This window comes from Rhizobium sp. K102, assembly GCF_022385315.1.
GTDB lineage: Bacteria > Pseudomonadota > Alphaproteobacteria > Rhizobiales > Rhizobiaceae > Rhizobium > Rhizobium croatiense.
On record NZ_CP092436.1, the window covers coordinates 1,826,685 to 1,850,786 of the forward strand.

The 24,102-nt window shown below is 60.1% G+C and carries 32 protein-coding genes; 1 reads left to right on the forward strand and 31 read right to left on the reverse strand.

The window, feature by feature from the left end; translation table 11 throughout:
* Positions 1-41 precede the first annotated feature (41 nt).
* The 30 genes from MHI61_RS14965 to rpsL all read right to left on the reverse strand — a co-directional run bounded on the left by MHI61_RS14965 (position 42) and on the right by rpsL (position 18,794).
* Positions 42-1,052, reverse strand: coding sequence for a DNA-directed RNA polymerase subunit alpha (locus tag MHI61_RS14965; RefSeq protein WP_003547579.1), 1,011 nt, complete (start codon positions 1,050-1,052; stop codon positions 42-44).
* Between the two features lie 97 nt (positions 1,053-1,149).
* Positions 1,150-1,539: a 30S ribosomal protein S11 gene (gene rpsK / locus MHI61_RS14970; protein WP_003547577.1), complete on the reverse strand. Its 390-nt coding sequence runs from the start codon at positions 1,537-1,539 to the stop codon at positions 1,150-1,152.
* 133 nt (positions 1,540-1,672) lie between these two features.
* Positions 1,673-2,041: a 30S ribosomal protein S13 gene (gene rpsM / locus MHI61_RS14975; protein ID WP_003573772.1), complete on the reverse strand. Its 369-nt coding sequence runs from the start codon at positions 2,039-2,041 to the stop codon at positions 1,673-1,675.
* A 221-nt stretch (positions 2,042-2,262) separates the two neighbouring features.
* On the reverse strand, positions 2,263-2,913 hold the full coding sequence (locus MHI61_RS14980; RefSeq protein ID WP_010031330.1) for an adenylate kinase: 651 nt from the start codon (positions 2,911-2,913) through the stop codon (positions 2,263-2,265).
* Positions 2,910-4,250 (reverse strand): preprotein translocase subunit SecY, encoded by a 1,341-nt coding sequence (gene secY / locus MHI61_RS14985; protein ID WP_239792569.1) that lies wholly within the window; start codon positions 4,248-4,250, stop codon positions 2,910-2,912. The genes MHI61_RS14980 and secY overlap by 4 nt, the downstream gene beginning before the upstream one ends.
* Before the next feature lie 235 nt (positions 4,251-4,485).
* Complete coding sequence (gene rplO, locus MHI61_RS14990) at positions 4,486-4,962, reverse strand: 50S ribosomal protein L15 (RefSeq protein ID WP_239792570.1); 477 nt, start codon at positions 4,960-4,962, stop codon at positions 4,486-4,488.
* Between the two features lie 16 nt (positions 4,963-4,978).
* Positions 4,979-5,188, reverse strand: coding sequence for a 50S ribosomal protein L30 (gene rpmD, locus MHI61_RS14995; protein ID WP_003573781.1), 210 nt, complete (start codon positions 5,186-5,188; stop codon positions 4,979-4,981).
* A gap of 13 nt (positions 5,189-5,201) precedes the next feature.
* Positions 5,202-5,771: a 30S ribosomal protein S5 gene (rpsE, locus tag MHI61_RS15000; RefSeq protein WP_003573784.1), complete on the reverse strand. Its 570-nt coding sequence runs from the start codon at positions 5,769-5,771 to the stop codon at positions 5,202-5,204.
* A 131-nt stretch (positions 5,772-5,902) separates the two neighbouring features.
* Positions 5,903-6,265, reverse strand: a complete 363-nt coding sequence (gene rplR / locus MHI61_RS15005; protein ID WP_097584703.1) for a 50S ribosomal protein L18 — start codon at positions 6,263-6,265, stop codon at positions 5,903-5,905.
* Between the two features lie 12 nt (positions 6,266-6,277).
* Positions 6,278-6,811 (reverse strand): 50S ribosomal protein L6, encoded by a 534-nt coding sequence (rplF, locus tag MHI61_RS15010; protein ID WP_008521309.1) that lies wholly within the window; start codon positions 6,809-6,811, stop codon positions 6,278-6,280.
* A 42-nt stretch (positions 6,812-6,853) separates the two neighbouring features.
* Entirely contained in the window at positions 6,854-7,252 is a 399-nt protein-coding gene (gene rpsH, locus MHI61_RS15015) for a 30S ribosomal protein S8 (RefSeq protein ID WP_003547562.1), read from the reverse strand.
* Between the two features lie 12 nt (positions 7,253-7,264).
* On the reverse strand, positions 7,265-7,570 hold the full coding sequence (rpsN, locus tag MHI61_RS15020) for a 30S ribosomal protein S14 (RefSeq protein WP_003573787.1): 306 nt from the start codon (positions 7,568-7,570) through the stop codon (positions 7,265-7,267).
* A gap of 32 nt (positions 7,571-7,602) precedes the next feature.
* Positions 7,603-8,160, reverse strand: coding sequence for a 50S ribosomal protein L5 (gene rplE / locus MHI61_RS15025; protein WP_003573788.1), 558 nt, complete (start codon positions 8,158-8,160; stop codon positions 7,603-7,605).
* Positions 8,153-8,461: a 50S ribosomal protein L24 gene (gene rplX, locus MHI61_RS15030; protein WP_004674929.1), complete on the reverse strand. Its 309-nt coding sequence runs from the start codon at positions 8,459-8,461 to the stop codon at positions 8,153-8,155. The genes rplE and rplX overlap by 8 nt, the downstream gene beginning before the upstream one ends.
* 12 nt (positions 8,462-8,473) lie before the next feature.
* Positions 8,474-8,842, reverse strand: a complete 369-nt coding sequence (rplN, locus tag MHI61_RS15035) for a 50S ribosomal protein L14 (RefSeq protein WP_003573790.1) — start codon at positions 8,840-8,842, stop codon at positions 8,474-8,476.
* 263 nt (positions 8,843-9,105) lie between these two features.
* The gene (gene rpsQ / locus MHI61_RS15040) at positions 9,106-9,345 is read right to left on the reverse strand and encodes a 30S ribosomal protein S17 (protein ID WP_004674926.1); all 240 of its coding nucleotides are present in this window, start codon (positions 9,343-9,345) and stop codon (positions 9,106-9,108) included.
* A 12-nt stretch (positions 9,346-9,357) separates the two neighbouring features.
* Positions 9,358-9,558 (reverse strand): 50S ribosomal protein L29, encoded by a 201-nt coding sequence (rpmC, locus tag MHI61_RS15045; protein ID WP_004674925.1) that lies wholly within the window; start codon positions 9,556-9,558, stop codon positions 9,358-9,360.
* A gap of 12 nt (positions 9,559-9,570) precedes the next feature.
* Positions 9,571-9,984: a 50S ribosomal protein L16 gene (gene rplP, locus MHI61_RS15050; protein WP_003573792.1), complete on the reverse strand. Its 414-nt coding sequence runs from the start codon at positions 9,982-9,984 to the stop codon at positions 9,571-9,573.
* A gap of 38 nt (positions 9,985-10,022) precedes the next feature.
* Entirely contained in the window at positions 10,023-10,757 is a 735-nt protein-coding gene (gene rpsC / locus MHI61_RS15055; RefSeq protein WP_003573793.1) for a 30S ribosomal protein S3, read from the reverse strand.
* Positions 10,757-11,146 carry a 50S ribosomal protein L22 gene (gene rplV / locus MHI61_RS15060; RefSeq protein ID WP_239792571.1) on the reverse strand — a complete coding sequence of 130 codons (390 nt, stop codon included), beginning with the start codon at positions 11,144-11,146 and terminating at the stop codon, positions 10,757-10,759. Before rplV ends, rpsC begins: the two co-directional genes overlap by 1 nt.
* A 2-nt stretch (positions 11,147-11,148) precedes the next feature.
* Positions 11,149-11,427: a 30S ribosomal protein S19 gene (rpsS, locus tag MHI61_RS15065; protein ID WP_003573797.1), complete on the reverse strand. Its 279-nt coding sequence runs from the start codon at positions 11,425-11,427 to the stop codon at positions 11,149-11,151.
* 15 nt (positions 11,428-11,442) lie between these two features.
* Positions 11,443-12,279 carry a 50S ribosomal protein L2 gene (gene rplB, locus MHI61_RS15070; RefSeq protein WP_239792572.1) on the reverse strand — a complete coding sequence of 279 codons (837 nt, stop codon included), beginning with the start codon at positions 12,277-12,279 and terminating at the stop codon, positions 11,443-11,445.
* Between the two features lie 11 nt (positions 12,280-12,290).
* Entirely contained in the window at positions 12,291-12,584 is a 294-nt protein-coding gene (locus MHI61_RS15075; RefSeq protein WP_003547550.1) for a 50S ribosomal protein L23, read from the reverse strand.
* The gene (gene rplD, locus MHI61_RS15080) at positions 12,581-13,201 is read right to left on the reverse strand and encodes a 50S ribosomal protein L4 (RefSeq protein ID WP_047619855.1); all 621 of its coding nucleotides are present in this window, start codon (positions 13,199-13,201) and stop codon (positions 12,581-12,583) included. Before rplD ends, MHI61_RS15075 begins: the two co-directional genes overlap by 4 nt.
* 13 nt (positions 13,202-13,214) lie before the next feature.
* Positions 13,215-13,856, reverse strand: a complete 642-nt coding sequence (rplC, locus tag MHI61_RS15085; protein ID WP_016734008.1) for a 50S ribosomal protein L3 — start codon at positions 13,854-13,856, stop codon at positions 13,215-13,217.
* Between the two features lie 33 nt (positions 13,857-13,889).
* Positions 13,890-14,198: a 30S ribosomal protein S10 gene (gene rpsJ, locus MHI61_RS15090; protein ID WP_003547547.1), complete on the reverse strand. Its 309-nt coding sequence runs from the start codon at positions 14,196-14,198 to the stop codon at positions 13,890-13,892.
* 303 nt (positions 14,199-14,501) lie between these two features.
* Positions 14,502-15,677, reverse strand: coding sequence for an elongation factor Tu (tuf, locus tag MHI61_RS15095; protein WP_092844923.1), 1,176 nt, complete (start codon positions 15,675-15,677; stop codon positions 14,502-14,504).
* A 68-nt stretch (positions 15,678-15,745) separates the two neighbouring features.
* The gene (gene fusA, locus MHI61_RS15100) at positions 15,746-17,845 is read right to left on the reverse strand and encodes an elongation factor G (RefSeq protein ID WP_038688280.1); all 2,100 of its coding nucleotides are present in this window, start codon (positions 17,843-17,845) and stop codon (positions 15,746-15,748) included.
* Between the two features lie 29 nt (positions 17,846-17,874).
* Entirely contained in the window at positions 17,875-18,345 is a 471-nt protein-coding gene (gene rpsG / locus MHI61_RS15105; protein ID WP_239792573.1) for a 30S ribosomal protein S7, read from the reverse strand.
* 77 nt (positions 18,346-18,422) lie between these two features.
* Positions 18,423-18,794 (reverse strand): 30S ribosomal protein S12, encoded by a 372-nt coding sequence (gene rpsL / locus MHI61_RS15110; RefSeq protein WP_003547537.1) that lies wholly within the window; start codon positions 18,792-18,794, stop codon positions 18,423-18,425.
* A 500-nt stretch (positions 18,795-19,294) separates the two neighbouring features.
* Here rpsL and MHI61_RS15115 point away from each other — a divergent pair, with 500 nt between their 5' ends.
* A complete protein-coding gene (locus tag MHI61_RS15115; RefSeq protein WP_183914754.1) occupies positions 19,295-19,588 on the forward strand; it encodes a transcriptional regulator in 294 nt (97 codons plus the stop codon).
* Between the two features lie 174 nt (positions 19,589-19,762).
* Here the strand turns inward: MHI61_RS15115 and rpoC are convergent, their stop codons facing one another.
* Entirely contained in the window at positions 19,763-23,971 is a 4,209-nt protein-coding gene (gene rpoC, locus MHI61_RS15120) for a DNA-directed RNA polymerase subunit beta' (RefSeq protein ID WP_046977045.1), read from the reverse strand.
* Between the last annotated feature and the right edge of the window lie 131 nt (positions 23,972-24,102).

The window sequence follows — 24,102 nt, forward strand, 5'->3', positions numbered from 1 at the left end:
TGACGGGGAAAGGCAGTCGAAAGAGCCTGCCTTTTGTTTTCTCAATACTGGTCTTCGTAACGCTTGGCGAGATCTTCGATGTTCTCGGGCGGCCATGCCGGCACTTCCATGCCGAGGTGCAGGCCCATGGAAGCGAGAACTTCCTTGATTTCGTTCAGCGACTTGCGACCAAAATTCGGTGTGCGGAGCATTTCTGCTTCGGTCTTCTGAATGAGGTCGCCGATGTAGACGATGTTGTCGTTCTTCAGGCAGTTTGCCGAACGGACCGACAGTTCGAGTTCGTCCACCTTCTTCAGGAGAGCCGGGTTGAAAGCGAGTTCGGTGACTGCTTCCTCTTCGGTTTCCTTCTGCGGCTCGTCGAAGTTGACGAAGACGCCAAGCTGATCCTGGAGAATGCGCGCCGCGAAAGCGACGGCGTCTTCGCCGGTGATCGAGCCATCGGTTTCGATGGTCATGTTCAGCTTGTCGTAGTCGAGAACCTGTCCTTCGCGGGTGTTTTCAACCTTGTAGGACACCTTCTTGACCGGCGAATAAAGGCTGTCGACCGGGATGAGACCGATCGGAGCATCTTCCGCACGATTGCGTTCGGCCGGAACGTAGCCCTTGCCGTTGTTGACGGTGAATTCCATGCGGATTTCGGCGCCCTCGTCGAGCGTGCAGATGACATGCTCGGGGTTGAGGATTTCGATATCGCCGACCGTCTGGATGTCGCCAGCCGTAACAACGCCCGGGCCCTGCTTACGCACGACCATGCGCTTTGCGTCGTCGCCATCCATCTTGATGGCGATTTCCTTGATGTTGAGCACGATGTCCGTGACGTCTTCGCGGACGCCCGGAATCGAGGAGAATTCATGCAGCACGCCGTCGATCTGCACCGCCGTGACGGCGGCACCGCGCAGCGAGGAGAGCAGAACGCGACGCAGCGCGTTGCCGAGGGTGAGGCCGAAGCCGCGCTCCAGCGGTTCGGCAACGAGCGTCGCCCTGGTGCGCGAGCTCGAGGAGAACTCCACCTTGTTCGGCTTGATCAGTTCCTGCCAGTTCTTCTGAATCATGAGTTTGCCTTCCGTTCGTTGCCACCATCCAATCGTGGCAACCGAGCTTGAAAACCACCGGGAGCGCGGAGGCGCTCACCGGTGACGATAGCGATGATCAGACGCGGCGCTTCTTGCGCGGACGGCAGCCATTGTGCGGGATCGGGGTCACGTCGCGGATGGACGTGATCATGAAACCCGCAGCCTGGAGCGCGCGCAGAGCCGATTCACGACCCGAACCCGGACCGCAGACTTCGACTTCCAGCGACTTCATGCCGTGCTCCTGAGCCTTCTTGGCGCAGTCTTCGGCAGCGATCTGGGCGGCGAACGGCGTCGACTTGCGCGAGCCCTTGAAGCCCTTGGCGCCGGCCGACGACCAGGCGATCGCATTGCCCTGCGCATCGGTGATAGTGATCATCGTGTTGTTGAAGGTCGAGTTGACGTGAGCGACACCCGACGAGATATTCTTGCGCTCGCGACGGCGAACGCGGACGGCTTCCTTAGCCATGCTATTCCTTTCGTTGATCTCTTCACCGCCGTAATGCCAGCGGCTACACCGGAACGGCGCCTATATGGTCCCGCTCCAAACTCAAAAGAGGCCGGCGCAGACCGCCAGCCCCCTCATCCCGGTTTCCCGGAAATTACTTCTTCTTGCCAGCGATTGCCTTTGCCGGACCCTTGCGGGTGCGGGCATTGGTGTGCGTGCGCTGACCGCGGACCGGAAGGCCGCGGCGATGACGCAGACCGCGGTAGCAGCCGAGGTCCATCAGGCGCTTGATGTTCATCGCGGTATCGCGACGAAGATCACCCTCGACCTGATAGTCACGGTCGATGGCTTCGCGGATCTGAAGGACTTCGGCGTCCGTCAGCTGATGCACACGGCGTTCGGCCGGGATACCAACCTTCTCGACGATTTCCTGTGCGAATTTCGGACCGATCCCGTGAATGTAGGTCAGCGCGATGACAACGCGCTTTGCAGTCGGGATGTTGACGCCAGCGATACGTGCCACGCCTGTTCTCCTTGCATTCCAGTTGCCATCCGGCAAGTGGGCTTCGTTATGCGGTCTTTGGAACCGCTCGTTCAGATTTACGTCCGCAACATGTCAAAACGACCGCACCCGGACTTCCCTGGGAAATCCGCGCCGATCGCATGGAATGTCGCGAGTTGGCGCGGTGTTTAGCGGAATCAGTGCTGAAAAGCAACCGCTCCGCCAAGTTTATTTTCAAAGCCTTAAAGCTTGGAAAGAATGGTTTCGACCTCGGCTGTCACCTGGTCGATCTCCGCCATGCCGTCGACGGACTTGAGTTTGCCCTTGGCATAGTAGTAGCCGATCAGCGGCGAGGTTTCCTTGTAGTAGACCTCGAGACGCTTGATCATCGTCTCGGCGTTGTCGTCAGGACGACGCTTGAAGTGAGTCGAACCGCACTTGTCGCACACGCCTTCCTCGACCGGAACCTTGTCCGTGTCATGATAGACAGTGCCGCACTGAGCGCAGGTGTAACGGCCGTCCACGCGGCGGACGAGTTCCTGGTCGTCGACGCGAAACTCGATAACCACCGAAAGGTCGAGTCCCTTGGCTTTGAGCATCGCCTCGGTGGCGTCCGCCTGGACCAACGTCCTCGGAAAGCCATCGAGAATGAAACCGTCGGCGCAATCGGGCTGATCGATTCGCTCGGAAACGATGGCGATGACGATCTCATCCGAGACAAGCTTGCCGGCGTCCATGACCGCCTTCGCCCGCTTGCCGACTTCCGTACCGGCATTGACCGCCGCACGCAGCATATCGCCCGTGGAAAGCTGCGGAATGCCGTGCTTTTCCACGATCCGCTGGGCTTGGGTTCCCTTACCCGCGCCCGGCGGCCCCAAAAGGATAAGTCTCATCGCCCCCTCTTTCCTCCACGCAGCTTCGATTTCTTGATCAGGCCTTCGTACTGCTGCGCGATCAGGTGACCCTGGATCTGTGCAACCGTATCAAGAGTTACGCTAACCACGATCAAAAGCGAAGTCCCACCAAGGGCTAATGGAATGCCGGTTTGCGACACCAAAATCTCGGGAAGGATGCAGACGAAGACGAGATAGATCGCGCCGATGACCGTGATACGGGTCAGCACGTAGTCGATGTATTCGGCGGTGCGCTCACCCGGGCGGATGCCGGGAATGAAGCCGCCGTGCTTCTTCAGATTGTCGGCCGTGTCCTTCGGATTGAAGACGATGGCGGTGTAGAAGAAGGCGAAGAAGGCGATCAGTGCCGCATAGAGCACCATGTAGAGCGGCTGACCATGGCCGAGCGCCGCAACGATCGACGTCGCCCAGGTCGGCATTGCGGTGGTGCTGGCAAAGCCAGCGATCGTTGCCGGCAGCAGCAGCAGCGACGACGCGAAAATCGCCGGGATGACGCCCGAGGTGTTGAGCTTCAGCGGCAGATGCGAGGTATCGCCCTGGAACATACGGTTGCCGACCTGGCGCTTCGGATACTGAATCAGCAGCCGGCGCTGCGCACGTTCGACGAAGACGATGACGCCGATGACGCCGATCGCGACGAGAATGACGAGCAGGATGAGCGGCGTCGACAGCGCGCCGGTGCGGCCGAGTTCGAGCGTGCCCGCAAGGGCCGTGGGAAGACCGGCGGCGATGCCGGCGAAGATGATCAGCGAAATGCCGTTGCCGATGCCGCGCGAGGTGATCTGCTCGCCGAGCCACATCAGGAACATCGTGCCGCCGAGCAGCGTCAGGACGGTGGAAACGCGGAAGAACCAGCCCGGATCGACGACGAGCCCCTGGCCGCTCTCAAGACCGGCAGCAATGCCGTAGGCCTGCAGTGCGCCGAGAATCACCGTGCCGTAACGGGTGTACTGGTTGATGATCTTACGACCCTGTTCGCCTTCCTTCTTCAGATTTTCGAGCGCTGGCACGACCGAGGTCATCAGCTGCACGATGATCGAGGCGGAGATATAAGGCATGATGCCGAGCGCGAAGATCGCCATGCGCTCGACGGCGCCGCCCGAAAACATGTTGAAAAGGCCGAGGATGCCGCCTGCCTGGCCGCGGAAAGCCTGGGCATAGGCTTCGGGGTTGAGACCCGGAAGCGGAATATGGGTACCGAGCCTGTAGACGAGGAGAGCTGCCAGTGTGAACCACAGGCGCTTCTTCAAATCCTCGGCTTTGGCAAAGGTCGAAAAATTGAGGTTGGATGCCAATTGTTCCGCTGCAGAAGCCATGCGATTCTCCGCGCTACCAATTCCGGCCGTCTCTGGGGACAGGCCGGTCCCGGAATCAGTATGAAAATTATTCAAAACCGGGCTTGGAACGGATTGCAGCGCAACCCCATGCCTCACCCTTGTTTTCCAGTCTTATCGGCATGACGCGGGCGCGCCAGCCAATATTTTGTGAGGCCCACATATGGGAGCAAAATCGCCCGGTGTGAAGCACCCCGGGCGACATATCATCAGATTATTATTCGGCTGCAGCAGGAGCCGAAAGCAGGGTCACGCTGCCGCCGGCCTTTTCGATCTTCTCGACGGCAGGCTTGGAAGCGCCTGCGACGACGATGATGATCTTGGCCTTGAGTTCGCCGTCGGCGAGAACGCGGACGCCGTCCTTGGCGCGGCGGATGACGCCGGCAGCCTTGAGGGAGGCTGCGTCAACGGTGGCCTTCGCATCGAGCTTGCCGGCGTCGATCGCGGCCTGGATGCGGCCGAGCGACACGACGACAAAGTCGGAAGCGAAGATGTTGTTGAAGCCGCGCTTCGGCAGGCGACGATAGATCGGCATCTGGCCGCCTTCGAAGCCGTTGATGGCGACGCCGGAACGGGACTTCTGACCCTTCACACCGCGACCACCGGTCTTGCCCGAGCCCGAGCCGATACCGCGGCCGAGGCGCTTGCGGCTGTGGGTCGAACCTTCGTTGTCCTTGATTTCATTGAGTTTCATGAGCGTTTCCTCCGTCTCACTTCTCGTCGACGACGCGAACGAGATGCTGGACAGCACGGATCATGCCACGAACCGAAGGAGTATCCTCCAGCGTGCGGCGACGGTGCATCTTGTTCAGTCCGAGACCGATCAGCGTGCGCTGCTGGACGTCCGGACGGCGAATCGGGCTGCCGACCTGTTCGATCGTGACAGTCTTCGCTTCAGCCTTCTTGGTAGCCTTGGCCATTGGTCAGCTCCTCTTATTCTTCAGAGGCGTTGCCGGAGGCGCTACGACGAGCCTGCAGCGTTGCATACTTGATGCCGCGCTGAGCTGCGATGTCCTTCGGGTGAACCTGGTGCTTCAGAGCGTCGAAGGTGGCGCGAACCATGTTGTAAGGGTTCGACGAACCGGTCGACTTGGCGACGACGTCGTGCATGCCGAGCGTTTCGAAAACGGCGCGCATCGGACCGCCGGCGATGATGCCGGTACCGACCTTGGCCGAGCGCAGCAGAACCTTGCCGGCGCCGTGGCGGCCATGAACGTCGTGATGCAGCGTACGGCCGTCACGCAGCGGTACGAAGATCAGTTCGCGCTTGGCGGCTTCGGTTGCCTTGCGGATGGCCTCCGGCACTTCACGTGCCTTGCCATGACCGAAGCCGACGCGGCCCTTCTGGTCGCCGACGACGACGAGTGCTGCGAAACCAAAACGACGGCCGCCCTTGACGACCTTGGCGACGCGGTTGATCGCGACAAGCTTGTCGACGAATTCGCTATCGCGCTCTTCACGGCTCTGGCGGTCTTCCCGCTGCGGCCTTCTTTCCTGTGCCATTGTCCTCTTCCTTTTTCTTTTCCGGGTGCAATCGGCAAACAAATGTGGACCGCATCAGCCTCCCCTTCTTGGGGAGTGCCTTGCGATCCGGCGAAAATCCGGCCGGCGCAAAGCGTCCGGCCGGAAACTGATCAGAAGGTGAGACCGCCTTCGCGGGCTGCATCGGCAAGCGCCTTGATGCGGCCGTGATAGATGAAGGCGCCACGGTCGAACACGACCTCGGTGACGCCCGCCTTCGAAGCGCGCTCTGCAACGAGCTTGCCGACGAGGGCAGCTGCTGCGGTGTCAGCACCGGTCTTCAGAGAACCGCGCAGATCCTTGTCGAGGGTCGATGCAGCGGCAAGCGTCTTGCCGGCCACATCATCGATGATCTGGGCATAGATGTTCTTCGAGGAGCGATGAACCGACAGGCGCGGACGGCCATTGGCCACCGACTTGATATGACGGCGCACGCGGTTGGCACGACGTGCAAGTGCTTCTTTCCTGCTAGCCATTTCGCGTGATCCTTACTTCTTCTTGCCTTCTTTGCGGACGATCCGCTCGTCAGCGTACTTGACGCCCTTGCCCTTGTAAGGCTCAGGACCGCGATATTCGCGGATTTCGGCGGCGACCTGACCGACCTGCTGCTTATTGATGCCGGAGACAACAATTTCAGTCGGCTTCGGCACAGCGATCGTGATGCCGACCGGCGGCTCATAGATCACGTCATGGCTGAAGCCGAGGGCCAGCTGCAGGTTCTTGCCCTGCAGGGCAGCGCGGTAACCGACGCCGTTGATTTCAAGCTTGCGCTCGAAGCCGTCCTTGACGCCCTTGAAGATGCCTTCGATCATCGTGCGGGACATGCCCCACTTCGAACGTGCATCTTTGGTCTGGTTCACGGGCGTCACGACGACCGCGTTGTTTTCGAGCTTGAGGCTGATTTCGTCGTTAGCAACGAAAAACAGCTCGCCCTTCGGGCCCTTTGCAGTGACCTTCTGGCCATCGACCGTAGCCGTGATCCCAGCAGGCACCTGAACGGGCTTTTTACCGATACGAGACATGTTTCAATCCTGTCTGTTCGCTATGGAGATCCCTGCCCTGTCTTAGAAGACCGAGCAAAGAACCTCGCCACCAACGTTCTGTTCACGAGCCTGGTGATCGGCCATCACGCCCTTCGGAGTCGAAAGGATGGTGATGCCGAGACCGTTCGCGACCTGCGGAATGGACTTGACCGAGACATAAACCCGGCGGCCCGGCTTGGACACACGGCCGATCTCGCGGATCACCGATGCGCCTTCATAATATTTCAGCTCGATGCTGAGTTCCGACTTGCCATTGCCGAAATCGACAACGGAATAGCCACGGATGTAGCCTTCGGACTGCAGGACATCGAGAACACGCGCACGGAGCTTGGACGCAGGCGTCGAGACCGACGACTTGCGGCGGGAAGCGCCGTTACGGATACGGGTGAGCATATCGCCCAACGGATCAGTCATTGTCATCTAACCTGCTCCTTACCAGCTCGACTTGACGATGCCCGGCACCTTGCCGAGATTGCCCAGTTCACGCAGCGCAATACGCGACATGCGCAGTTTGCGGTAATATGCGCGCGGACGCCCCGAAACTTCGCAACGGTTGCGAATACGGGTCTTCGATCCATCACGCGGCAGGGATGCCAGCTTGATCGAGGCCTTGAACCGCTCTTCGATCGGAAGAGCCTGGTTCATGATGATCGCCTTCAACGCAGCCCGCTTAGCGGCCTGGTTGGCGACCGTAGTACGGCGGCGCTTGTTCTTTTCAACTGCGCTTGTCTTCGCCATGTCAGGTTCCTTTTCTACGCTCGTCGTTACGGTTATTGACGGAACGGGAAGCTGAACTCTTTAAGAAGAGCCCGTGCTTCGTCGTCGGTCGTCGCCGTCGTGCAAACGATGATGTCCATGCCCCACATCTGATCAACCTTGTCGTAGTTGATCTCAGGGAACACAATGTGCTCCTTGATGCCCATGGCGAAGTTGCCACGGCCGTCAAAGCTCTTCGGGTTCAGGCCGCGAAAGTCGCGAACGCGCGGGAGCGCGATGTTCACGAGACGGTCCAGGAACTCGTACATGCGGGCGCCGCGCAGGGTGACCTTGGCGCCGATCGGCATCTGTTCGCGGACCTTGAAGCCTGCGATAGAGTTGCGTGCACGGGTGATGACCGGCTTCTGGCCGGCGATCGCTGCGAGGTCGGCGGCAGCTACCGTCGGCTTCTTCGAGTCAGCGGTCGCTTCGCCGACACCCATGTTGATCACGATCTTGTCGAGCTTCGGGATCATCATCTCGTTGGCGTAGGAGAACTGCTCCTGCATCGCCTTGCGGATGCGCTCGACATATTCCTTCTTGAGCCGCGGCTCGTACTTTGCCTCAGCCATCGATCACTTCTCCAGAACGCTTGGCCACGCGGACCTTTTTGCCGTCAACGACCTTGAAACCGACGCGGGTCGGCTTGCCGTCCTTGTCGACGATTGCAATGTTGGACAGGTGAACCGGGGCTTCCTTGTTGATGATGCCGGCTTCCTGGGTCTGCGTCTGGCGCTGGTGGCGCTTTACGACGTTGACGCCACGAACGACCGCACGATCTTCCTTCGGCATGACCTGAACGACTTCGCCGGTGCGGCCCTTGTCCTTGCCAGCGAGCATGACGACCTTGTCGCCTTTACGAATCTTCTGCATCGCTTCCGCTCCTTACAGTACTTCGGGAGCCAGCGAGATGATCTTCATGTGGTTCTTGGCGCGAAGTTCGCGCGGAACCGGTCCGAAGATACGGGTGCCGATCGGCTCTTTCTTGTTGTCGATGAGGACTGCTGCGTTGGTGTCGAAGCGGATGACCGAGCCATCCGGACGACGGATGTCCTTGGCGGTGCGAACGACAACCGCCTTCATCACGTCACCCTTCTTCACGCGGCCGCGCGGGATCGCTTCCTTGATCGAAACGACGATGACGTCGCCGATCGAGGCATACTTGCGCTTCGAGCCGCCCAGCACCTTGATGCACATGACACGACGTGCGCCGGAATTATCCGCGACGTCGAGGTTTGTTTGCATCTGAATCATATCAGGTCGCCTTCTTGGTTTACCGGAATGGTTGGGCCTAGGCCCCCTACTCCGGCTTATGAAAATGTTCGCCGGCCAACCTGCCGTTAAGGCAAGTAGGAACGCGGCAATAGCTGAATAGCGCGGGGTCGATCGTGCCAGGGTGGTTTCCCGAACGGGACCTTCCGTGCGCTCAAAGCAAAAGAACGCCCGGCATTCGAGCGTTCTGACGCTGCTTCATACAGATATTTCGGCGAGACGCAAGGCCTCGCGCAAAATTCTGTTTACTTGCCCTGGGCGGCGATCACCGTCCAGCGCTTGTCCTTGGAGATCGGCGCGCATTCCTCGATGGATACGGTATCGCCGATCTTGTACTGGTTGTTTTCGTCGTGGGCCTTGTACTTCTTGGAACGACGAACGGTCTTCTGGAGCAGCGGGTGAGCGAAACGACGCTCGACGCGAACCACTACCGTCTTCTCGTTCTTGTCGCCAACGACGACGCCCTGCAGGATGCGCTTCGGCATATTTTTCTTCCTTTAGGCCTTAACTTCTGCCGCCTTCTGGCGGGCAATGGTTTTGACGCGGGCGATGTCCTTGCGGACTTCGTTGATGCGCGAGGACTTTTCGAGCTGGCCGGTCGCCTTCTGGAAGCGCAGGTTGAACTGCTCCTTCTTCAGCTTGGCAAGCTCGTCCTTGAGTTGGTCGGCGGTCAACGCGCGAACATCTGAGGCTTTCATGAGCTCAATCCCTTACTCTGCAATGCGCTGTACGAAGCGCGTCTTGACCGAGAGCTTGGCAGAGCCGAGACGAAGCGCCTCACGGGCGATCTCTTCGCTGACGCCGTCGATCTCGAACATCATACGACCGGGCTTGACCTTGCATGCCCAGTACTCAACGGAGCCCTTACCCTTACCCATGCGGACTTCGGTCGGCTTTGCGGTTACCGGAACGTCCGGGAACACGCGGATCCATACACGGCCGGCGCGCTTCATGTAACGCGTGATCGCGCGGCGGGCCGCTTCGATCTCGCGTGCGTTGACGCGGTTGGGCTCCTGTGCCTTCAGGCCGAATTCGCCGAATGCCAGGTCAGAACCGCCCTTGGCGACGCCCTTGATGCGGCCCTTGAACTGCTTGCGGTACTTAGTACGCTTTGGCTGCAACATTTTCTTACTTCTCCGAGCTTATCTTTCGCCAGCGCTAATTACGCGTTGTCGCGTTCGCGGCGACGATCGCCACGGTCGCGTTCGCGGCTTGCCGGACCCTGTGCGTCGCCTTCCAGCGCGCGACGTTCGGAAGCCATCGGATCGTGCTCAAGGATTTCGCCCTTGAAGATCCAGACCTTGATGCCGCAGATACCGAATGCGGTTTCTGCTTCTGCCGTGCCGTAGTCGATGTCGGCGCGCAGCGTGTGCAGCGGAACGCGACCTTCACGGTACCATTCCGTACGAGCGATTTCCGCACCGCCGAGACGGCCGGCGCAGGTGATCTTGATGCCTTCGGCGCCAAGACGCATCGCGGACTGAACGGCGCGCTTCATGGCACGGCGGAAAGCCACGCGGCGCTCGAGCTGCTGGGCGATCGACTGAGCGACCAGCGTCGCATCAACTTCGGGCTTGCGCACTTCGACGATGTTGAGGTGCGTTTCCGAGTTGGTCATGTCCGACAGCTTCTTGCGGAGCTTGTCGATGTCGGCGCCCTTGCGGCCGATGATCAGGCCCGGACGGGCCGAGTGGATCGTGACGCGGCACTTCTTGTGCGGACGCTCGATGACCACCTTGGAGATCCCGGCCTGCTTCAGTTCGCTCATGACGAACTTGCGCATTTTCAGGTCTTCGTGCAGCAGCTGGCCGTACTCGGCATTGTCCGCGAACCAGCGGCTATCCCAGGTACGGTTGATGCCGAGACGGAAACCGATCGGATTGATTTTCTGACCCATTATGCGGCCTCCTCTGCTGCCTGCACTTCACGAACGACGATCGTCAAGTGCGCGAAGGGCTTTTCGATACGCGACGCGCGACCGCGGCCACGAGCGTGGAAGCGCTTCATGACGATCGACTTGCCGACATAGGCCTCGGCGACGACGAGTGCGTCGACGTCGAGATCGTGGTTGTTCTCGGCGTTGGCGATCGCGGATTCGAGCGTCTTCTTGACGGCGCCCGCGATGCGCTTGCGGGAGAACTCCAGCTCAGCGAGTGCACGCTCGACCTTCTTGCCGCGGATGGCCGCAGCAACCAGATTGAGCTTCTGGGGGCTGACGCGGAGCGTGCGGGCGACTGCCTGCGCTTCGTTGTCCTTGAGCCGGCGTTCTGTTTTTGCCTTGCCCATCGTTACTTCCTCTTTGCCTTCTTGTCCGCGCCGTGACCGTAGTAGGTCCGGGTCGGAGAGAATTCACCGAACTTGTGACCGACCATGTCTTCATTGACGCTGACCGGAATATGCTTGCTGCCGTTGTAGACGCCGAAGGTAAGACCGACGAACTGCGGCAGGATCGTGGAGCGACGGCTCCAGATCTTGATCACTTCTGCACGTCCGCCTTCACGAACCTTCTCAGCCTTCTTGAGAAGATAGCCGTCAACGAACGGACCTTTCCATACTGAACGAGCCATTGGAGACTTCCTCTCTTACTTCTTACGCTGATGACGCGAGCGCATGATCATCTTGTCGGTCGACTTGTTCGACCGGGTGCGCTTGCCCTTGGTCGGCTTGCCCCACGGTGTCACCGGATGGCGACCACCGGAGGTGCGGCCTTCACCACCGCCGTGCGGATGGTCGACCGGGTTCATGACGACACCGCGGTTATGCGGACGCTTGCCGCGCCAAACGGTACGACCGGCCTTGCCGTCGTTGATGTTGGCGTGGTCCGGGTTCGAGACGGCGCCGATCGAAGCGAGGCAGACGCCGCTGACCAGACGCTGTTCGCCGGAGTTCAGGCGAAGGATCGCCATGCCCTGGTCACGACCGACGAGCTGCGCGTAGGAACCGGCGGAACGGGCGATCTGACCGCCCTTGCCCGGCTTCATTTCCACGTTGTGGATGATAGAGCCGACCGGGATGTACTGCAGCGGCATGGTGTTGCCGGGCTTGACGTCGACGGCCTTTTCCGAAGCGATGACCTTGTCGCCGGCAGCAAGACGCTGCGGAGCGATGATGTAGGCCTGTTCGCCGTCGGCATAGCTCACCAGCGCGATGAAAGCCGTGCGGTTCGGGTCGTATTCGATACGCTCGACCGTGCCTTCGACATCGAACTTGCGACGCTTGAAGTCGACCAGACGGTAGGTACGCTTGTGACCGCCGCCGATGAAGCGGGCGGTGATGCGGCCGAGGTTGTTACGACCGCCGCTCTTGCTCAGACCTTCCGTCAGCGCCTTGACCGGCTTGCCCTTGTAGAGCGAGGAGCGGTCCACGATGACCAGCTGACGCTGGCTCGGGGTCGTCGGATTGAATGTTTTCAATGCCATTTTCTTATTCCTCAGAGACCGGTGGAGACGTCGATCGTCTGGCCTTCAGCCAGCGTCACGACAGCCTTCTTCACGTCCTTCTGCTTGCCGACAAAACCGCGGAACCGCTTGGTCTTGCCCTTGCGCAGCAGAGTGTTGACGGCCGTGACCTTGACGCCGAACAGCGCCTCGACCGCAGCCTTGATTTCCGGCTTCGTCGCCTGCTTGGCGACATTGAAAACAACCTGGTTGTTCTCGGAGACCAGCGTGGACTTTTCGGTGATCGCCGGGGAGACGATCACATCGTAGTGGCGGAGATCGGTCACTTGAATCGCTCCTCTAGCGCTTCAACCGCAGCCTTGGAAAGCACGAGCTTGCCGCGGCGCACGATGTCGTAAACATTGATGCCCTGGATCGGCAGAACATCGATGTTCGGGATGTTCTGAGCTGCGAGCTTGAAGTTGCCGTCAAGCTCTGCGCCGCCGATGAAGAGGGCGTTGGTCAGGCCGAGCGTTTCGAAAACGGACGCGAGAGCCTTGGTCTTGGCTTCGGCGGCGACCAGGTTGTCGATGACGATGACGTCATCGGCCTTGATCTTGGCCGAAAGGGCGTGGCGAAGGCCAAGCGCGCGAACCTTCTTCGGAAGGTCGTGCTCGTGGCTGCGGACAACAGGGCCGTGGGCCTTGCCGCCGCCGCGGAACTGCGGAGCGCGAGCCGAATGGTGACGGGCGCGGCCCGTACCCTTCTGCTTGTACATCTTGGCGCCGGTGCGCGAAACTTCAGCGCGGCCCTTTGCCTTGTGCGTGCCCTGCTGCTTTTTGGCAAGCTGCCAGCGGATGACGCGGGCGAGAATGTCTTCGCGGGGCTCGAGGCCGAAAATCGCGTCCGAAAGGGAAACCTTCCCGGCGTCTTTTCCCTCGAGGGTCTTGACGTTCAATTCCATTGATCTGGCTCCCTTACTTCGCGGCCGACTTGACGGCGTCGCGCACGATGATCCAGGCACCCTTGGAACCGGGAACAGCACCCTTGATCAGGATCAGACCACGATCTTCGTCGGTCGAAACCACTTCCAGGTTCTGCGTCGTGACGCGCGTCTGGCCCATGTGACCAGCCATCTTCTTGTTCTTGAAAACCTTGCCCGGATCCTGGCGCGAGCCGGTCGAACCGTGCGAGCGGTGCGAAACCGACACACCGTGCGTGGCGCGCAGACCGCCGAAACCGTGGCGCTTCATGGCGCCGGCAAAACCCTTACCGATCGTCGTGCCCGTCACATCGACGAGCTGACCGGCGGCAAAGTGACCTGCCTTGATCTCGGTGCCGATCTCGAGCAGATTGTCTTCCGAGACGCGGAATTCTGCGAGCTTTGCCTTCGGCTCGACGTTAGCGACAGCAAAGTTGCCGCGCATCGCCTTCGACGTGTTCTTCACCTTCGCCTGGCCTGCACCGAGCTGAACTGCGGTATAGCCATTCTTTTCGACAGTGCGCGTGGCAACGACCTGGCAGCCGTCCATACGCAGTACCGTTACCGGGACATGCTCGCCGGCGTCGTTGTAGACGCGGGTCATTCCCACCTTCTGTGCAATCACACCTGAACGCATCGGTTCAATCCTTCCAACTCAGCTCGAGCAAGCTCAGAGCTTGATCTCAACATCGACACCGGCGGCGAGATCGAGCTTCATCAGCGCGTCCACCGTCTGCGGGGTCGGGTCTACGATGTCGAGAAGGCGCTTATGCGTGCGCATCTCGAACTGTTCGCGGCTCTTCTTGTCGATGTGCGGGGACCGGTTGACCGTAAACTTCTCGATGCGGGTCGGAAGCGGAACGGGGCCCCGGACGCTTGCACCGGTGCGCTTCGCCGTCGACACGATCTCGCGCGTAGAAGCATCGAGAATCCGGTGATCGAACGCCTTCAGGCGAATGCGGATATTTTGGCCGTTCATTCGACGTTATCCTTGTGTTTGTTTCCCACATGTCTCTGGACAAGACACAGGTTGTTCTTTCTTCCTAAGGCGGACCACCGGTTTCAAAGATCGAGAGGGCGCCGAAACGGAACCCTATCCAGTCTTCAGGGCCTTCTAGCCCACCTTAATTGGTTATTTAGTCACTGCTTCGTTATCCAAAGCAGTGCGCAAATCGCGCTCGCGCGCCATTTGCTATATTTCTGTGTAATAAGCAAGCGGCTTGCGCCGCCTGCTTCATAATAATGTCATCGAATCGGCCACTCCGCCGGAGCGGCCGAGGAATTACTCGACGATCGAGGCGACGATACCGGCGCCGACGGTGCGGCCGCCTTCGCGGATGGCGAAGCGCAGCTTTTCTTCCATCGCGATCGGAACGATCAGCTCGACGGCAACCGTGACGTTGTCGCCCGGCATGACCATTTCCGTGCCTTCCGGCAGCGTGACGATGCCGGTCACGTCGGTCGTGCGGAAGTAGAACTGCGGACGGTAGTTGGTGAAGAACGGCGTATGGCGGCCGCCCTCTTCCTTCGTCAGGATGTAGGCTTCAGCCATGAACTTCTTGTGCGGCTTGACCGAACCCGGCTTGCACAGGATCTGGCCACGCTCGACGCCGTCACGGTTAACACCGCGAACCAGTGCGCCGATGTTGTCGCCGGCCTGGCCCTGGTCGAGCAGCTTGCGGAACATTTCAACGCCGGTCACCGTCGTCTTCGAGGTCGGACGGATGCCGACGATCTCGACTTCTTCGCCAACCTTGACAATGCCACGCTCGACGCGGCCGGTCACAACCGTGCCGCGGCCCGAGATCGAGAACACGTCTTCGATCGGCATCAGGAACGGCTGGTCGATCGGACGCTCAGGCGTCGGGATGTAGGCGTCGACCGCTGCCATCAGCTCGCGGATCGCGTCTTCGCCGATCTTCTTGTCGCTATCTTCAAGAGCGGCAAGCGCCGAACCCTTGACGACCGGGATGTCGTCGCCCGGGAAGTCGTAGGACGACAGCAGTTCGCGAACTTCGAGCTCGACCAGCTCGAGCAGTTCGGCGTCGTCAACCTGGTCGACCTTGTTCAGGAACACCACGATCGCCGGAACGCCGACCTGGCGGGCCAGCAGAATGTGTTCGCGCGTCTGCGGCATCGGGCCGTCGGCAGCCGAGCACACCAGGATCGCGCCGTCCATCTGGGCAGCACCGGTGATCATGTTCTTCACGTAGTCGGCATGGCCGGGGCAGTCGACGTGCGCGTAGTGACGGGCCGGCGTCTCATATTCGACGTGCGCCGTCGAGATGGTGATGCCGCGTGCCTTCTCTTCCGGAGCCGCGTCGATCTGGTCGTACGCCTTGAACTCACCGAAGTACTTCGTGATCGCTGCCGTCAGAGACGTCTTGCCGTGGTCAACGTGGCCGATCGTGCCAATGTTGACGTGCGGCTTGTTGCGCTCAAACTTACTCTTTGCCATTTTCGGCTCTCCGTTTTGCTAGTCCCCGAGGGGAGCTAATTCTTGTTATCGGTCAATTGGTATTCCGGTCACTTCTGACCGGAATACTTTGCCTGGATTTCAGTTGCGACGTTCGACGGGACCGGCGAGTAATGATCGAAGGTCATCGTGTACTGAGCACGGCCCTGCGACATGGAGCGCAGGTTATCGACGTACTTGAACATGTTCGCCAGCGGGACGTTGGCATTGATGACAACGGCCACACCGCGGCTCTCCTGACCCTGGATCTGGCCACGGCGGGAGTTGAGGTCGCCGATAACGTCACCGACGTAATCTTCCGGGGTAACGACTTCGACCTTCATCATCGGCTCGAGGAGCTGAGCACCGGCCTTCTTCGCAGCTTCACGGAAGCAGGCGCGGGAAGCGATTTCGAACGCCAGAACCGAGGAGTCAACGTCGTGGAAGGCGCCGTCGATGAGCGTCGCCTTGACGCCGAGCATCGGGAAGCCAGCGAGCGGACCCGAAGACAGAACGCTCTCGATACCCTTCTGAACGCCCGGGATGTATTCCTTCGGAACAGCACCACCGACGATCTTGGATTCGAACTTGAAGTCATCGCCTTCAGGGTTCGGTTCGAAGACAATCTTGACGCGCGCGAACTGGCCGGTACCACCGGACTGCTTCTTGTGCGTGTAGTCTTCTTCGTGCTGGCGCGTGATGGTTTCGCGGTAAGCAACCTGCGGCGCGCCGACGTTTGCTTCAACCTTGAACTCGCGGCGCATGCGGTCGACGATGATGTCGAGGTGCAGTTCGCCCATGCCGGCAATGATCGTCTGACCGGATTCCTGATCCGTCTTCACGCGGAAGGACGGATCTTCGGCAGCCAGGCGGTTGAGCGCGAGGCCCATCTTTTCCTGGTCGCCCTTGGACTTCGGCTCGATAGCGATCTGGATGACCGGCTCCGGGAATTCCATGCGCTCGAGGATAACCGGCTTCAGCGGGTCGCAGAGCGTGTCACCCGTGGTGGTTTCCTTGAGACCGGCGAGAGCAACGATGTCGCCGGCAAAGGCTTCTTCGATGTCTTCACGCGAGTTGGAGTGCATCTGCAGCATGCGGCCGACGCGCTCGCGCTTGTCCTTGACCGTGTTCATGACCGACGAACCCTTTTCGAGCTTGCCGGAGTAGATACGGGCGAAGGTGAGCGAACCGACGAAGGGGTCGTTCATGATCTTGAATGCGAGCATGGAAAGCGGCTCGGCGTCGTCTGCATGACGCTCGATTTCAGCTTCCGTCTTGAAGTCGATGCCCTTGATCGCCGGAATGTCGAGCGGCGACGGCAGGTAATCGACAACGGCGTCGAGCAGTGGCTGAACGCCCTTGTTCTTGAAAGCGGTGCCGCAGAACATCGGATGGAACTTGACGTCGATCGTGCCGCGACGAACGAGTTCGCGGATCTTGTCGTTGTCAGGCATGTTGCCTTCGAGGTAGGCTTCCATCGCCGCTTCGTCGATCTCGACAACCGTCTCGATCAGCTTTTCGCGATATTCTTCAGCCTTGGCCTTCATGTCTTCCGGGATCTCAACGACGTCCCACTGGGCGCCGAGAGATTCGTCGCGCCAGATGAGGGCATTCATCTCGACCAAGTCGATAACGCCCTTGAAGTCGCTTTCAGCGCCGATCGGCAGCTGCATGACGACAGCGATCGCGCCCAGACGGGTCTTGATCATCTCGACCGAACGGTAGAAGTCCGCACCGGTCTTGTCCATCTTGTTGCAGAAGATCATACGCGGAACGTTGTACTTCTCAGCCTGACGCCAGACGGTTTCCGTCTGCGGTTCAACACCGGCGTTGGCATCGAGAAGAGCAATCGCACCGTCGAGAACGCGCAGCGAACGCTCGACTTCGATGGTGAAGTCGACGTGGCCGGGGGTGTCGATGATGTTGAAGCGACGCATCTTGCCGTCACGGCCCTTCCAGAAGGTCGTGGTGGCAGCAGACGTGATCGTGATGCCACGCTCCTGCTCCTGCTCCATCCAGTCCATGGTGGCTGCACCGTCGTGGACTTCGCCGATCTTGTGCGACTTGCCGGTGTAGTAAAGGATACGCTCGGTGGTCGTGGTCTTGCCGGCGTCGATATGCGCCATGATACCGAAATTGCGGTAGTCTTCGATCTTATATTCGCGAGCCATTGTGGACTGCCTTTCGATACCGTTCGGAATTACCAGCGATAGTGCGAGAACGCGCGGTTGGCGTCAGCCATCTTGTGCGTGTCTTCGCGCTTCTTGACGGCGGAGCCGCGGTTGTTGGACGCATCGAGCAGTTCGCCGGAAAGACGATCGATCATGGTCGTTTCGTTGCGCTTGCGGGCAGCGGCGATCAGCCAGCGAATGGCGAGGGCCTGGCGGCGCTCCGGACGAACGTCGACCGGAACCTGATAGGTCGCACCACCGACGCGGCGCGAACGGACTTCAACGTGCGGGGCAATGTTGTCGAGCGCAGAATGGAAAACCGAAAGCGGCTCCTGCTTGGACTTGCCCTGAACGGCGTCGAACGCACCATAGACGATGTTTTCAGCAACGGACTTCTTGCCATCGAGCACGATGGCATTCATGAACTTGGTGACAACGAGATCGCCGAACTTCGGATCCGGATTGATCTCGCGCTTTTCTGCTTTATGACGTCTGGACATACTTTTCGTCTCTTCAACCGTTAAGGCGCTTCATCACGCGGAGGACCTCGCGCAGCGCCGGATTATTCAAAACCGAATTACTTCGGACGCTTCGCGCCGTACTTGGAGCGGCGCTGCTTGCGGTTCTTGACACCCTGGGTATCGAGAACGCCGCGGATGATGTGATAACGGACACCCGGAAGGTCCTTAACGCGGCCGCCGCGGATCATCACGACGGAGTGCTCCTGAAGGTTGTGACCTTCACCGGGGATGTAACCAATGACTTCGAAGCCGTTGGTCAGGCGGATCTTGGCGACCTTACGCAGAGCCGAGTTCGGCTTCTTCGGCGTCGTCGTGTAGACGCGCGTGCAAACGCCGCGCTTCTGCGGGTTCTCCTGGAGAGCGGGAACCTTATTACGCTTTACGTTCGCCTGGCGAGGCTTGCGGATCAGCTGGTTTACGGTAGGCATTCAACCATCCCTTACGTTTATCTCAGTACCCTTGCGGGCTTGAACTCGCGCCGTCTCCGGCAATGACGCATGCTTTCGGTTCAATGCGCAAAATATGGCCCGATCCGCTTCCGCAGATGGACCACAAGGAGCAGAGGACGCATGAAATTATGCGTCATGCGTGCAGCATCATGACTTCAACGTGCGTTTAGAACCTTGTTTGAGGTGAACTTCAGGGCGCGTCGCCCCGAACAGCCAAGCCTCACATGGGATCTGATGGGCGGGGTACTACTGGTTTCCACCCCTCTCGTCAAGGCCGGTTAAGAAATAAACTCGCCGTATCGCCTTGATATGCGGGCCGGATGCCCTGTTTTCACCCTTCTAGACGAATCCACGGGTGTGATCCAAGATAAAAACTTGGGCATCGCAGCAAAAGCAGTTAAGGAATCAGCAATTGCGGCGTTAAGCCCTCATAGCAGGATTCGAGCGATCGAATCGTCACGAAAGCCGAAGGACAGGCGATGATCACGACACCGGATAACGACAACAATTTCGACGGGCCGATGATCTTCATCATCATCGGCAAAGGCTATGAGTCCGACTCCAGCGACGGCATCGACCTGCACATCATGCTGAAGGCGCCCGACGACGATACGGCCGTGCGCGAAGCCTTGAACGCCCTTGCCGAGGAAGGCTTCATCGAGGCCGATCTCGACCAGATCGGCATGCTGACCGAAGTTCCGGCCGAAGAGCCGCATGCCTCGGCCTATCAGGGCGCGGTCGACGGCGAGGTCGCGATCATCCGGTTCAACTGACCGGACGGCGGCGAAACCGTAGCGGCGAGCGTTGCGTCTGCCTCCAATACCGGCCAGACACACAGATCGCCCCCTCCCCGTCGGATCGACCAGAGCACAGAAAAATAAAAACCGCCCGGATCGCTCCGGGCGGTTTTTCAATTTGTATCTTAAGTCCCGGGACGTCAGCCGCGGTTATTCCGCGGCCGGGGCCTTTTCAGCCATGTCCTGCAGCATCGGCGTGGCAACGGCTGCACCGGTGCCCTTGCGACGCTCTTCGAGGATCAGCTCGTCGCGCGAGGTGGCGATACGGCGGATCTGGGTCATGGTGCCGCCGGTACCGGCCGGGATGAGGCGGCCGACGATGACGTTTTCCTTCAGACCCTGCAGGCCGTCGGTCTTGCCGGCGATCGCCGCTTCCGTCAGCACCTTGGTCGTTTCCTGGAAGGATGCGGCCGAGATGAAGGACGGGGTCTGCAGCGATGCCTTGGTGATGCCGAGCAGAACCGGATCGCCATGGGCAGGCTTCTTGCCCTGCTCGATCAGGTGGTCGTTGACGTCCTCGAGCTCGATCCGGTCGACGTTGTCGCCGACGATATAGGTCGAGTCGCCGGCGTCGGTGATTTCCACCTTCTGCAGCATCTGACGGACGATCACCTCGATGTGCTTGTCGTTGATGACAACGCCCTGCAGACGATAGACTTCCTGGATTTCGTTGACGAGGTAGGAAGCGAGTGCCTCCACGCCCTTGATCGCCAGGATGTCGTGCGGAGCCGGGTTACCGTCGAGGATGTAGTCACCCTTTTCGATATAGTCGCCGTCCTGAAGGTGGAAGGGCTTGCCCTTCGGGATCAGGTATTCGACAGGCTCGACACCGTCTTCCGCCGGCTCGATGATGACGCGACGCTTGTTCTTGTAGTCGCGGCCGAGGCGGATCGTACCATCGATCTCAGCGATGATGGCGTGATCCTTCGGACGGCGCGCTTCGAACAGTTCGGCAACACGCGGCAGACCGCCGGTGATGTCCTTGGTCTTGGCGCTTTCGAGCGGCGAACGGGCGAGAACGTCACCCTGGGAGACCTTCGTGCCCGGCTCGACCGACAGGATGGCGTCGACCGAGAGCAGGAAGCGTGCATCACCGCCGCGCGACAGCTTGGCGACGTTGCCGCTGGCGTCCTTGATGACGATCGCCGGCTTGAGGTCCGAACCGCGCGGGGTCGAACGCCAGTCGATGACCTGACGCTTGGTGATGCCGGTGGATTCGTCGGTCGCTTCGAGAACGGAGAGACCGTCGACGAGATCCTCGAACTGAACCGTACCGGCCACTTCCGTCATCATCGGGCGGGTATAGGGATCCCACTCGGCCAGACGCTGGCCACGCTTGACCTTGTCGCCTTCATCGACGTGCAGCTTCGAACCGTAGGCGACGCGCTGCGAGGAGCGCTCGACGCCACGCTCGTCCAGGATCTGGACGGTCATGTTGCGGCCCATGGCAACGAGGCTGCCTTCGGAGTTGCGCAGCAGGTTGCGGTTCTTGATCTGCACCGTACCTTCGTACGAGGCTTCGAGGAACGACTGGTCGACCACCGTCGCCGTACCGCCAAGGTGGAAGGTACGCATGGTGAGCTGGGTTCCCGGCTCGCCGATCGACTGGGCGGCGATGACGCCGACGGCTTCGCCCATGTTGACAGGCGTACCGCGGGCGAGGTCGCGGCCGTAGCAGACCGAGCAGACGCCCGTCTGGATTTCGCAGGTCAGCGCCGAGCGGATCCGGATCGACTGGATACCGGCCTTCTCGATTTCGATGACATCAGGCTCAAGGATCATCTTGCCGGCGTCGACGATGCGCTCGCCGGTGACCGGATGATCGATGTCGTCGAGCGCTGTGCGGCCGAGGATACGGGCGCCGAGCGAGGCGACGACCTGGCCGGCGTCGACGATCGCCGTCATCGTCAGACCGGTTTCGGTGCCGCAATCGACATGCGTGACGATGCAGTCCTGCGCGACGTCGACGAGACGGCGGGTCAGGTAACCGGAGTTGGCGGTCTTCAGCGCCGTATCTGCCAGACCCTTGCGGGCGCCGTGCGTCGAGTTGAAGTACTCGTTGACGGTCAGGCCTTCCTTGAAGTTCGAGATGATCGGCGTCTCGATGATTTCACCCGACGGCTTGGCCATCAGGCCGCGCATGCCGCCCAGCTGGCGCATCTGGTTCGGAGAACCGCGGGCGCCGGAGTGGCTCATCATGTAGATCGAGTTCATCGGCTTCTGACGGCCGGTGTTCTCATCGAATTCGACAGCCTTAATGCGGGCCATCATCTCTTCGGCGACCTTTTCGGTGGCCTTGCCCCAGGCGTCGACAACCTTGTTGTACTTCTCGCCCTGGGTGATCAGACCGTCATTGTACTGCTGCTCGTATTCCTTCACCAGGCTTTCGGTGTCGGCAACGATCTTCGCCTTGGCATCCGGAATGACCATGTCGTCCTTGCCGAACGAAATGCCGGCGCGGCAGGCATGGGAGAAGCCGAGCTGCATGATGCGGTCGCAGAAGATGACCGTGTCCTTCTGGCCGCAATGGCGGTAGACCGTGTCGATCATCTTGGAGATGTTCTTCTTGGTCATTTCCTGGTTGCAGATATCGAAGGGCACCTTGCCGTTCTTCGGAAGCAGTTCGCCGATGAGAAGACGGCCAGGCGTCGTCTCATAGATCTTCGAGTAGGGCTTGCCATCCTCGTCGACCGACTTGAACCGGCCGCGGATCTTGGTGTGCAGCGTCACGACCTTGCTTTCGAGGGCATGATGCAGTTCGCCGAGATCGGAGAAGGCCATGCCTTCGCCCGGTTCGTTCTGGTTGAGGATCGACAGGTAATAGAGGCCGAGAACCATGTCCTGCGAGGGAACGATGATCGGCGCGCCGTTGGCCGGGTGCAGGATGTTGTTGGTCGACATCATCAGCACGCGGGCTTCGAGCTGGGCTTCGAGCGACAGCGGCACGTGAACGGCCATCTGGTCACCGTCGAAGTCGGCGTTGAAGGCCGTGCAGACGAGCGGGTGCAGCTGGATCGCCTTGCCTTCGACCAGGGTGGGTTCGAAGGCCTGGATGCCCAGGCGGTGCAGCGTCGGCGCACGGTTCAGGAGAACCGGATGCTCGCGGATGACCTCGTCGAGGATATCCCAGACTTCGGGCTTTTCCTTCTCGACCAGCTTCTTGGCCTGCTTGACGGTCGAGGAGTAACCCTTGGCGTCGAGGCGGGCATAGATGAACGGCTTGAACAGTTCGAGCGCCATCTTCTTCGGCAGGCCGCACTGGTGCAGCTTCAGTTCCGGACCGGTGACGATGACCGAACGGCCGGAATAGTCGACGCGCTTGCCGAGCAGGTTCTGGCGGAAGCGGCCCTGCTTGCCCTTCAGCATGTCGGAGAGCGACTTCAGCGGACGCTTGTTGGCGCCGGTGATGACGCGGCCGCGGCGGCCGTTGTCGAACAGCGCATCAACCGATTCCTGCAGCATGCGCTTTTCGTTGCGGATGATGATGCCCGGCGCACGAAGCTCGATCAGGCGCTTCAGACGGTTGTTGCGGTTGATGACGCGGCGATAGAGATCGTTCAGATCCGACGTCGCGAAACGGCCGCCGTCGAGCGGAACCAGCGGACGCAGATCCGGCGGAATGACCGGGACGACCTTCATGATCATCCATTCCGGACGGTTGCCCGACTCCATGAAATTCTCGACGATCTTCAGGCGCTTCATCAGCTTCTTCTGCTTGAGATCCGACGTGGTGTCGGCAAGCTCGGAGCGCAGGTCACCGGCGATCTTCTCGAGGTTCATCGAGGCCAGCATCTCGTAGATCGCCTCGGCGCCGATCATCGCGGTGAACTGGTCTTCGCCGTATTCGTCGACGGCGAGCATGTATTCTTCTTCCGAGAGAAGCTGGTGCTCCTTCAGAGCGGTCAGGCCCGGCTCGGTGACAATGTAGTTTTCGAAGTAGAGGACGCGCTCGACATCCTTCAGCGTCATGTCGAGCAGTGTCGAAATGCGTGACGGGAGCGACTTCAGGAACCAGATGTGGGCGACGGGAGCGGCGAGCTCGATATGGCCCATGCGCTCACGGCGAACGCGCGACAGCGTGACTTCGACGCCGCACTTTTCGCAGATGATGCCCTTGTACTTCATGCGCTTGTACTTGCCGCACAGGCATTCGTAGTCCTTGATCGGCCCGAAGATGCGCGCGCAGAACAGACCGTCGCGTTCCGGCTTGAACGTGCGGTAGTTGATGGTTTCCGGCTTCTTGATCTCACCGTAGGACCAGGAGAGGATCTTCTCCGGAGACGCGATCGAAATCCGAATGGAATCGAAATTCTGTGCAGGCACCTGCGGATTGAAAAGATTCATGACCTCTTGGTTCATGCCTGTCTCCTTCATGGGCTAAAGCGCCCTCAAAATGCGATGGTCAGCGGCAATTTCCCGGGAGCCGCCTCCCTCGCTTAAACGAGAATAACCGCTGGATGCGGCGAAACTTCCCTTCCGGGCCGACATGG

Excerpts from the sequence above, each read along its gene's own strand:
- rpsL (WP_003547537.1), bottom strand. The coding sequence starts at position 18,794 with ATGCCTACCGTAAACCAGCTGATCCGCAAGCCTCGCCAGGCGAACGTA.
- rplX (WP_004674929.1), bottom strand. The coding sequence starts at position 8,461 with ATGCAGAAGATTCGTAAAGGCGACAAGGTCGTCATGCTCGCTGGCAAG.
- rpsJ (WP_003547547.1), bottom strand. The coding sequence starts at position 14,198 with ATGAACGGCCAAAATATCCGCATTCGCCTGAAGGCGTTCGATCACCGG.
- fusA (WP_038688280.1), bottom strand. The coding sequence starts at position 17,845 with ATGGCTCGCGAATATAAGATCGAAGACTACCGCAATTTCGGTATCATG.
- secY (WP_239792569.1), bottom strand. The coding sequence starts at position 4,250 with ATGGCTTCTGCAGCGGAACAATTGGCATCCAACCTCAATTTTTCGACC.
- rpsG (WP_239792573.1), bottom strand. The coding sequence starts at position 18,345 with ATGTCCAGACGTCATAAAGCAGAAAAGCGCGAGATCAATCCGGATCCG.
- rpsC (WP_003573793.1), bottom strand. The coding sequence starts at position 10,757 with ATGGGTCAGAAAATCAATCCGATCGGTTTCCGTCTCGGCATCAACCGT.
- MHI61_RS14965 (WP_003547579.1), bottom strand. The coding sequence starts at position 1,052 with ATGATTCAGAAGAACTGGCAGGAACTGATCAAGCCGAACAAGGTGGAG.
- rpsN (WP_003573787.1), bottom strand. The coding sequence starts at position 7,570 with ATGGCGAAGACAAGCGCAGTTGAAAAGAACAAGCGCCGCCGTACTACG.
- rplV (WP_239792571.1), bottom strand. The coding sequence starts at position 11,146 with ATGGGCAAGGCAAAAACAGAACGCCGGCTCAAGGACAACGAAGCGCAG.
- rplF (WP_008521309.1), bottom strand. The coding sequence starts at position 6,811 with ATGTCTCGTATCGGTAAAAAGCCCGTTCAGGTGCCTGCTGGGATCACG.
- rpsQ (WP_004674926.1), bottom strand. The coding sequence starts at position 9,345 with ATGCCGAAGCGCATCCTGCAGGGCGTCGTCGTTGGCGACAAGAACGAG.
- rpsE (WP_003573784.1), bottom strand. The coding sequence starts at position 5,771 with ATGGCACAGGAAAGAAGGCCGCAGCGGGAAGACCGCCAGAGCCGTGAA.
- rpsH (WP_003547562.1), bottom strand. The coding sequence starts at position 7,252 with ATGACAATGACTGATCCGTTGGGCGATATGCTCACCCGTATCCGTAAC.
- rplC (WP_016734008.1), bottom strand. The coding sequence starts at position 13,856 with ATGCGTTCAGGTGTGATTGCACAGAAGGTGGGAATGACCCGCGTCTAC.
- rplO (WP_239792570.1), bottom strand. The coding sequence starts at position 4,962 with ATGAAACTCAATGAAATCAAGGACAACGAAGGTTCGACCCACAGCCGC.
- rpoC (WP_046977045.1), bottom strand. The coding sequence starts at position 23,971 with ATGAACCAAGAGGTCATGAATCTTTTCAATCCGCAGGTGCCTGCACAG.
- rpsK (WP_003547577.1), bottom strand. The coding sequence starts at position 1,539 with ATGGCTAAGGAAGCCGTCCGCGTTCGCCGTCGCGAGCGCAAGAATATC.
- rplB (WP_239792572.1), bottom strand. The coding sequence starts at position 12,279 with ATGGCATTGAAAACATTCAATCCGACGACCCCGAGCCAGCGTCAGCTG.
- MHI61_RS14980 (WP_010031330.1), bottom strand. The coding sequence starts at position 2,913 with ATGAGACTTATCCTTTTGGGGCCGCCGGGCGCGGGTAAGGGAACCCAA.
- rplN (WP_003573790.1), bottom strand. The coding sequence starts at position 8,842 with ATGATTCAGATGCAAACAAACCTCGACGTCGCGGATAATTCCGGCGCA.
- MHI61_RS15115 (WP_183914754.1), top strand. The coding sequence starts at position 19,295 with ATGATCACGACACCGGATAACGACAACAATTTCGACGGGCCGATGATC.
- rpsS (WP_003573797.1), bottom strand. The coding sequence starts at position 11,427 with ATGGCTCGTTCAGTATGGAAAGGTCCGTTCGTTGACGGCTATCTTCTC.
- rplR (WP_097584703.1), bottom strand. The coding sequence starts at position 6,265 with ATGGCTAGCAGGAAAGAAGCACTTGCACGTCGTGCCAACCGCGTGCGC.
- rplE (WP_003573788.1), bottom strand. The coding sequence starts at position 8,160 with ATGGCTGAGGCAAAGTACGAGCCGCGGCTCAAGAAGGAATATGTCGAG.
- rplD (WP_047619855.1), bottom strand. The coding sequence starts at position 13,201 with ATGGAATTGAACGTCAAGACCCTCGAGGGAAAAGACGCCGGGAAGGTT.
- rpmD (WP_003573781.1), bottom strand. The coding sequence starts at position 5,188 with ATGGCCAAGGCTACCAAGAAGGCTGAAGCGAAGACTGTCACGATCGAA.
- tuf (WP_092844923.1), bottom strand. The coding sequence starts at position 15,677 with ATGGCAAAGAGTAAGTTTGAGCGCAACAAGCCGCACGTCAACATTGGC.
- rplP (WP_003573792.1), bottom strand. The coding sequence starts at position 9,984 with ATGTTGCAGCCAAAGCGTACTAAGTACCGCAAGCAGTTCAAGGGCCGC.
- rpmC (WP_004674925.1), bottom strand. The coding sequence starts at position 9,558 with ATGAAAGCCTCAGATGTTCGCGCGTTGACCGCCGACCAACTCAAGGAC.